We start from the raw sequence: 1,985 nt of genomic DNA, 5'->3' as shown, positions 1-1,985 counted from the left end.
CGGAGCGCCTGGACCAGGCCGAGGCGGACCTCGCCGACGGCCGCGCCGAGCTGGAGGACGGCCGCGTCGAGGCCGAGCGCGGCGAGCGCACCCTGGCCCTCGCGGAGGACTTCCGCACCGTGTCCGAGGACGGCAGCACCGCCGTCGGGATCGTCACCTTCACCACGCCGACCCTGGACGTGACCGCCGAGGACAAGGAGGCGGTCACCGGCGCCCTCACCGGCGCGGACATCGACGGCGTCGCCGTGCATCCCTCCCAGGAGCTCAACGCCACCGTGTCCTCCCTGCTGGGCCCGGGCGAGGTCGTGGGCCTCGTGGTCGCCGCGATCGTGCTGGTGGTCATGCTCGGCACCCTCGTGGGCGCGGGCCTGCCGCTGGTCAATGCGCTGGTGGGCGTGGGCGTGGGCGCCGCCGGGGCGCTCGCGTTCTCCTCCGCCGTGGAGATGATCTCCGTGACCCCGGTGCTCGGGGTGATGCTGGGCCTGGCCGTGGGCATCGACTACGCGCTGTTCATCGTCAACCGACACCGCCATGAGCTGCGTCGCGGCACGAGCCTGCACGAGTCGATCGCCCTGGCCACCGGCACCTCCGGCAACGCCGTGGTGTTTGCCGGCATCACCGTGATCGTCGCCCTCGTGGGCCTGAACGTCACCGGCATCCCGTTCCTGGGCCTGATGGGCACCGTGGGCGCGGTCTGCGTGGCCGTGGCCGTGCTGGTGGCCGTCACCCTGACCCCGGCCCTGCTCTCCCTGGCCGGGATGCGGATCCTCTCGAAGAAGGAGCGGGCCCGCCTCGCCGACGAGGGTCCCGCCTCCGTCGCCGAGGGCTCCGCCGCCGTGCGCCGCGCCGGGCGCCGCTCGACCATGTCCACCCCGGCCGCGATCGCCTCGGCCCTGGCGGCCGTCGCCCTGCTGGTGCTCGTGGCCCTGCCGGTCGGCTCGATGCGCCTGGGCCTGCCGGACGGCGGGTCCGAGCCGGAGGGCTCCGACTCGCAGGTTGCGTACGAGCTCACCGCCGAGAAGTTCGGCGAGGGCTACAACGGCCCGCTCGTGGTGACCGTGGACCTGCCCGCCGGCCTGGACGAGGACGCGGCCGAGGACGCCCGCCTGGCGGTGGGCGAGCAGCTCGCCGGCCTCGAGCACGCGCACGCCGTGGTGCCCGCGGGCTTCAACGAGGACCGCACCGTCACCATGTTCCAGGTGCTGCCCGAGGAGGGCCCGAACGCCGTCTCCACCGAGGAGCTGGTGCGCGAGCTGCGCGCCACCGAGCCGGCCGGCGAGGCCTCCAACCTCGGCGTGGCCGGCATGACCAGCGGGTTCATCGACGTCTCGGAGAAGCTCTCCGACGCCCTGCCCCTCTACCTGGGCGTGGTGGTGGGCCTGTCCCTGCTGATCATGGTGCTGGTGTTCCGCTCGATCCTGGTGCCGCTGATCGCCACCGGCGGGTTCGTGCTCTCCATGTTCGCCGCCATGGGCGGCGTGGTGGCCATCTACCAGTGGGGCTGGCTCGGCTCGGTGTTCGGGGTCCACAACCCCGGCCCCGTGCTCAGCTTCCTGCCGACCATCATGATCGGCGTGCTGTTCGGCCTGGCCATGGACTACCAGCTGTTCATCGCCTCCGGCATGCGCGAGGCCTACGCCCACGGCCTGCCCGCCCGCCAGGCCGTGCTGACCGGCCTGCGCTCGGGCCGGGCCGTCGTGATCGCCGCGGCGATCATCATGATCTCCGTGTTCGGCGGGTTCATCTTCGCCCACGACGCGATGATCCGCCCGATGGGCTTCGGCCTGGCCTTCGGCGTGCTGCTGGACGCGTTCGTGGTGCGCCTGCTCCTGATGCCGGCGCTGATGCACCTGCTCGGCGAGAAGGCGTGGTGGCTGCCGCGCTGGCTCGACCGGATCATGCCGGACGTGGACGTGGAGGGCGCCCAGCTCGAGCGCGGCCACGCCCCCGCCGCCGAGGCCGCGTCCGCCCCGGCTCCCGAGGCC

Annotated in this window: 1 protein-coding gene; it reads left to right on the top strand. The window is 73.4% G+C overall.

From position 1 onward, the window contains the following. The coding region (locus HMPREF3105_RS05875) for an MMPL family transporter (protein WP_141762443.1) at positions 1-1,985 on the top strand (1,985 nt) is incomplete at both ends.

The organism is Micrococcus sp. HMSC31B01 (assembly GCF_001816085.1).
GTDB classification, from domain to species: Bacteria; Actinomycetota; Actinomycetes; order Actinomycetales; family Micrococcaceae; genus Micrococcus; species Micrococcus luteus.
Note: the sequence above shows the minus strand (reverse complement) of the source record. Positions and strands in the feature narration are given on the sequence as shown.